Here is a 5170-nt window from a genome sequence, read left to right as displayed (position 1 = left end):
CTGAGATCGCTGGACAGAGGATTCCTTTATTTTCTTCGTGTTATGATGTTTAGTTGTAGTTGATGCAAGCCGGTAGGCTTGTGTGATTGCCCCCCATGGGGGGCGCGATTTTTTCCTCGAATTGGATCGGGCTCTTGTAGCCCAGAGAGGAGTGTTTTCTGAATCGGTTGTAGAAAACTTCGATATACTCGAAGGCATTGCTTCGGGCAGTGTCTTCATCGAAGAAGACCTCATCGCCAACTGTTGAGGTCTTATACCGCCCGTAGAAGGATTCCTGGGCGGCGTTGTCGTAGCAGTTCCCCTTGGCGCTCATGCTTTGTTTGATCCCGAAGCTCTCCAACATGTTCTCATAGTCGTAGCTGGCGTAGGTGCTACCCCGGTCGCTGTGGTGAATGAGGCCCTCGGGCAGCTCGCCGCCTCGGGTCAGGACGGCGCACTGCAGAGCCTGGCAAACCAGCTTTGAATCGTTGCGGGAGGAAACGCTCCAACCGATGATCCGCCGACTGTACAGATCCATCACTGTTGCCAGATAACACCAGCCCCGCTGGACGCGCAGGTAGGTCGTATCGGCTACCCAGACCTGATTGCAGTCGTCCGGCTTTCCGAGTTCGCGCAGCAAGTTGGCGCTGTAGCCGAAGTCGTGCTTGCTGTTGGTGCCAAGGGGCTTGAAGCCCTTCGTTTGTCGACCTTCGATCCCCAGCTCCTTCATCAACCGTAACGTCCGGTCGCGGCCACAGCCGAGATCCTCGTCCTTGAGGTGTTCGTGGATTGGGCGGTGGCCGTAGCGTCCACGGGCTTGCCGGTGCAACTCGGTAATCCGTCCCTTGAGAGCCGCAGCGGTTACTATGACTGGCAGGCTCGCGAGCCTGCCAGTCATAGTAACCGCTGCGGCTCAGTCCGAAACACTCGCACAGCTCGTCTACTCCGTAGCGAGCCTTGTGATCCTCTATAAACCGATAGCGCATCACTCGGGGTTGCTGAAGTAGCCCACCGTTTTTTTTAGTATCTCGTTCATCCGCTTTTGCTTGGCCAGCTCCTTGCGGACCTGGGCCAGCTCCTCGGCCATCGCCTTCGGACTCTGTGCACCCTCGGGAGCCTCAGCCTCCAAATCATCCAGGTGCTTCTTCCTCCAGCTATACAGCATCCCCTCGGGAACACCAAGCTGCTCGGATACCTCCTTCACCGGTGTACCTTCAATTATGATCATCTTGACTGCCTCTTTTTTGAACTCGGCAGTGTAGCGGCGTCTCTTCATTCTTTGATTCTCCTTCTAAGAGAATCCCGTGTCCATTTTTATCAGGACACATCAATGAAGAATGGTATGAGGAATTGAAAAAAGAGGCTTCCGAGCTCAAACCGTTTGCTGAAAAAGTCGAGAAAGAGTGCGCCGCGCTACACAGAAGAAAAAGCATTCAGACCGAAGTTCGAAATGCGGTAAAACGCATCAAAGATACCGTCAAAGATGGCAAACGAATCGAGTTTATCATCGCTCGTTGTGAAAAGATCAAAGAGGTCTTGCACGAGGAGCGAATTCGCCACGCCAACGAAACCCTGATAGCCATATCCAAAGACTTTTCCGATTTATACAAGGCAATACATCCTGACGAAAAGATTGAGAAGATTAAGCTCTATCTTCATCCCACAAAGAACTCATCGGCACAATTTGATGGCGAACTCTTTGGCAAGGCTAACGCAAGTCCAGTTGCTTACTTATCGGAGTCACACCTAGATACACTTGGCCTCTGCCTGTTCCTGGCCCTAGAGAAACGGGAAAACCCAGAAAACAAAATTCTTTGCTTGGATGATGCGATTGCATCGGTGGACGAAGCTCACATGGAGCGGCTCTATGAACTTCTCTTACAGGAAGCACCGCACTTCCATCACGTCATAATTACCAGTCACTACCAGCCCCTACGCTTCAAGTTCCGCTGGGGTATTTTAACCAAGAGCCAAGTCGAGTTTCTTGAGCTCGGGCAATGGTCTCTCGAAGGAGGCCTTTGCCTTTCTAAGGGGCCTGATTCTGAAGTAGCTTTCCTCCGCCGCTATTTGAAAGAAGCCGAAGATGCGAGCACCATAGCAGCCAAATCGGGGGTCGTTCTAGAGCGAATGCTCGATTTCTTAACGGGAATCTATCAATGCAAGCTACCTAGAAACCCTGGGGCTGAACAGCGATGGACACTTGACCACTACAAAGGTGGCCTGGAAGGTGAGAAGAAACTGATGCCCATCTTGCGCTGCGATCACTTAGACGAAGAAGGCAATGTATCTAGGTCTGTAGACCTAGCCCCTCTACTTGAAAACATTTTCGCTAAGCTCCAGTTTCGCAATGCAATCGGCTGCCACTTTAAAGAACTTGCAGGCCACTTTGACGAGATTGGTGAAGCAATCGGACTGGGAAATGCCACGCTCGCTTTGGCTGACGCTATTTGTGATGAAAATAACACACTACCAGATAGTTGTAAGGATGGTTTGAGCTGGAAGAACCGAGGCGAGAAAGTCACACGGCGTCTCTACCCACTTTTAAAGCCTAGCAAATAAAATTTCCAAAATGCCCAAAAAACAAAAACCCGAACTCACTTGGATCGGAAAGGACCAGCGTCCGAAAATGGAGCCGCGCATCCTCATTGAAGACCCCGACAAGTCCTACCATGCCCCGAAGCGCGTCAGCGAGAATGACATCTTCGACAACATGCTTATTCATAGGGACAACCTGCTGGCGCTTAAAGCACTGGAGCAAGAGTATACGGGCTAGGTGAAGTGCGTTTATATTGACCCACCTTATAACACTGGTTCGGCATTTGAGCACTACGAGGACGGATTGGAGCATTCGATCTAGCTCTCACTAATATGTGAGGACAGCCGGAGGGGATCAGCCCACAAATCCTTGATTGCTACCCGCTTCGGAAGTTTCATTCCTCGTAATCCGTCGCCTTGGGAAGACACCAAAAAGACGTCACGTTTTGATTCTTGCCAATACTCGCACCTCTCGGGGAAAAGACCTTTTTCGCAGCAGACGTGCCTTGGCCAGCGTGGCCACTCCTTCGGGGCGGATTGAAATCCGCGGTCCTCTTTTGCGGTTCTTGCGCTTTTTTGCGGCCATTCCTCTCCGGGCGAAGGTGGGCGCTCAAGCAACCCACCCACTGGGAAGGTCGTATTTGATTATGATCCGAAGAGATCGAAAACCTTTACCACAAGAAGGTCTGCCGCACTCTATACCAGCGAATGGATCGCTCTTTGGGGCAAAGGCTAGAGGCCGTGAGTCTGGCAATATTCCTGTGGCGAGTATACGTGGACGCCTCGGCGTTTGTTTGGCGGGAAGTGCTTGATGTTTCCAGTAACGAGGGGGTGCTTGGATACCTTGGCAATTTCAAGAAAGCAGGCATCTCTGGGGTCGGGCAGTCCTTGGATTGCTTGGCTGCTCAAGGAGGGTTGAGACTCATGAGTCAAGAAATCAATGATCCATTCACGCTCGTCGGTATGGATGTACCGCTCAAAGTAGGGGCGGCGCAGGACCGCGCGGTATTCGGATAAAATGCGGTCGTCCACTACCGTGACCAAGTCGCCACTTCGTATAGCATCCACAATCCGCCCCGGCGGGTTGTGAGGCGAAAGCAAACCTGAAATCAGGACGTTGGTATCCAGAACGAGATAGTTCACGACCGGGCGGCCCGAATCTCACGTTCAATGTCGGCATCGGATACCGGATCGGCCTCTGCCCGGGTGCGGGCCTTGCTGACTGCTTGAGAAAACAGCGCCCGCCGGACCGCTACGACGATTTCTTCCAGATTCTCCGATGAAACGCTCACCATGAGAGCACCCGGCTTGCCGTCGCGTGTCAGGACAACCTCACGAGACGACTCCAGACGGCTCCATAAGTTTTTCGAGTGCTTTAACTCGCTGACTGCCATGTAATCCATAGCTCTTAATTAACTCCTGAATCAGAGATCTTGCAAGCTGGATCTAAGGGGCGCAGCAGGCGTGCCTTGACCAGCGCGGCCACTCCTACGGGGCGGATTGAAATCCGCGGTCCTCTTTTGCGGTCCTTGCGCCTTTTTGCGGCAATTCCGGATCTCCGGCGGGCAGAGTCAGACTTAGGGTCGTGATTCTGAACAACTTCCCATCTCAGCCACAGCCAGGTTGATCGGAAAGATTCTGATCTGCTCTACCCCCCCCCATAAAAGGAGAATTTCCGGGACCAGCGGATACGGATTTCGTAGAAATGGCTCTCTCCATTCCTCTACGGATGAAGGGAGGCTCTCAAGCATCAGGCGGGAGCCATTTTCTTTCGCGCTGCCTTCCTCCGCTTTGGCTTCGATACCTGATCCCGTAATTCAATGACCAATTCCTTTCCGAGAGCCTGAGCAACCTTGCGGAGTGTCGAGACACGCGCGTCACTGGCCCGATTCTCCAGCCGGGAGATTACCGACTTCTTCGTGTGAATGGCAGTCGCCAACTCTTCCTGGGTAACCCCCGCGCTTTGGCGAGCTTCCTTCAGGAGAACCCCGATGAGGAACTCTTGATAGCCCGATTCGTATGCTTCGGCAAAGGAAGGGTCGCGATCCTTGCGCTGTTGAATGTATTTATCGAGATCATCCATGGTTCATCCTTTTCTTAAGAAGTAATCTTTTCGCCGGCGCTCCGCCGTTTCGATTTCCTGTTTCGGTGTTTTCTGAGTCTTTTTGGCAAAGCCGCTGGCGAGAACGACGAGATTTTCGCCGTCCATGAAACCGAGAATCCGGAAGGCGTTGCCTCCGAACTCGACTCGAACCTCCCAGAGCTCCGTTCCTACCAATTTCTTGAAGTACTGAGTCGGTGGCCTTGGAAGGGTGCGGACCAGATCGAGCACCCAGGCAACTTTTTGGGCCTGCTTGCCATCGAGAGATTCAAGAAAATCCTCAACCGGGCAGGCTCCAGATTGCTGCCTGTAGAATTGGATTGATCGCACCCCAAAAAGTTAGCATATTCGCTAACCTCGTCAAGAGTCGATTGATAACCACTCCGTCGCCGTATGTAACCATAGGTGCGGGGAGAAACGCCACACAGGGAAAAAACCTTTGAGGAGGCCTTCCTCTCTCACGGAGCCCGCAAGGCGATGAGAATCGAAGAGGGAAAGATCCAGTGATTCGGAGAATACCCGTAAGAAGATTCTCCGGCATCTCTGTGTTTTCGG

General features: G+C 52.5%; 7 protein-coding genes and 1 pseudogene. 2 read left to right on the top strand and 6 right to left on the bottom strand.

The window, feature by feature from the left end; genetic code table 11:
• Positions 1-49 precede the first annotated feature (49 nt).
• Both H5P30_RS12090 and H5P30_RS12085 read right to left on the bottom strand, forming a co-directional pair.
• Positions 50-877, bottom strand: coding sequence for an IS3 family transposase (locus H5P30_RS12090; RefSeq protein WP_185691282.1), 828 nt, complete (start codon positions 875-877; stop codon positions 50-52).
• Between the two features lie 87 nt (positions 878-964).
• On the bottom strand, positions 965-1255 hold the full coding sequence (locus H5P30_RS12085; RefSeq protein ID WP_221774358.1) for a transposase: 291 nt from the start codon (positions 1253-1255) through the stop codon (positions 965-967).
• 74 nt (positions 1256-1329) lie between these two features.
• On the opposite strand from H5P30_RS12085, the gene H5P30_RS12080 reads away from it, so the two are divergent.
• Both H5P30_RS12080 and H5P30_RS12075 read left to right on the top strand, forming a co-directional pair.
• Complete coding sequence (locus H5P30_RS12080; protein ID WP_185693192.1) at positions 1330-2538, top strand: hypothetical protein; 1209 nt, start codon at positions 1330-1332, stop codon at positions 2536-2538.
• Positions 2539-2548: 10 nt separating this feature from the next.
• Positions 2549-2833: pseudogene (locus H5P30_RS12075) on the top strand (site-specific DNA-methyltransferase); the annotation flags it as partial.
• 413 nt (positions 2834-3246) lie between these two features.
• On the opposite strand, the gene H5P30_RS12070 reads toward H5P30_RS12075, so the two are convergent.
• The 4 genes from H5P30_RS12070 to H5P30_RS12055 all read right to left on the bottom strand — a co-directional run bounded on the left by H5P30_RS12070 (position 3247) and on the right by H5P30_RS12055 (position 4945).
• Positions 3247-3657, bottom strand: a complete 411-nt coding sequence (locus tag H5P30_RS12070) for a putative toxin-antitoxin system toxin component, PIN family (RefSeq protein ID WP_185693191.1) — start codon at positions 3655-3657, stop codon at positions 3247-3249.
• Positions 3654-3917 (bottom strand): hypothetical protein, encoded by a 264-nt coding sequence (locus H5P30_RS12065; RefSeq protein WP_185693190.1) that lies wholly within the window; start codon positions 3915-3917, stop codon positions 3654-3656. The genes H5P30_RS12070 and H5P30_RS12065 overlap by 4 nt, the downstream gene beginning before the upstream one ends.
• Positions 3918-4264: 347 nt before the next feature.
• Positions 4265-4597, bottom strand: coding sequence for a helix-turn-helix domain-containing protein (locus H5P30_RS12060; protein ID WP_185693189.1), 333 nt, complete (start codon positions 4595-4597; stop codon positions 4265-4267).
• Between the two features lie 3 nt (positions 4598-4600).
• Complete coding sequence (locus H5P30_RS12055) at positions 4601-4945, bottom strand: type II toxin-antitoxin system RelE/ParE family toxin (protein ID WP_185691055.1); 345 nt, start codon at positions 4943-4945, stop codon at positions 4601-4603.
• Positions 4946-5170: the final 225 nt, after the last annotated feature.

The organism is Puniceicoccus vermicola (assembly GCF_014230055.1).
Taxonomy (GTDB): domain Bacteria; phylum Verrucomicrobiota; class Verrucomicrobiia; order Opitutales; family Puniceicoccaceae; genus Puniceicoccus; species Puniceicoccus vermicola.
Note: the sequence above shows the minus strand (reverse complement) of the source record. Positions and strands in the feature narration are given on the sequence as shown.